The organism is Bacillus sanguinis, from assembly GCF_018332475.1.
GTDB classification, from domain to species: Bacteria; Bacillota; Bacilli; order Bacillales; family Bacillaceae_G; genus Bacillus_A; species Bacillus_A sanguinis.
Window position 1 is genome coordinate 1 of the sequence record NZ_BOQB01000460.1, and the last position, 369, is coordinate 369.

The 369-nt window shown below is 34.7% G+C and carries 1 protein-coding gene; it reads right to left on the reverse strand.

Annotated elements, in window-relative coordinates; all coding sequences use genetic code 11:
* The coding region (locus KI369_RS27655) for an HAD family hydrolase (protein ID WP_212958817.1) at positions 1–369 on the reverse strand (369 nt) is incomplete at both ends.

Consider the following 369-nt stretch of genomic DNA (forward strand, 5'->3'; position numbering starts at 1 on the left):
AAAATCATCTGTTTTCTTAATAAAATCATCTGGTTGCACAGTAAATGTAGCAGATTGATAGTTTGGTAACCATTGTACGCCAATCGTTCGTACATCTGCATGTTTTCCAGCGAGTATGTCAGCATCACTATCCCCAATAAAAATAGCTTCGTCTGCATTTACATTTAATGTATTTAATACAAGAAGAATACCTTCAGGATCAGGTTTTGGCTTCATTACATCATCCCCAGCTATTATACAGTCGAAGAAAGAAACTAATCCTAATGCTTTTAGAGAAATGTCCAGGCTTCTTCTTGCTTTTCCAGTTACGATAGCTAACTGAAACCCTTGTTTTTTTAAATGTATTAGAAGGTCTACTATTTCATGATT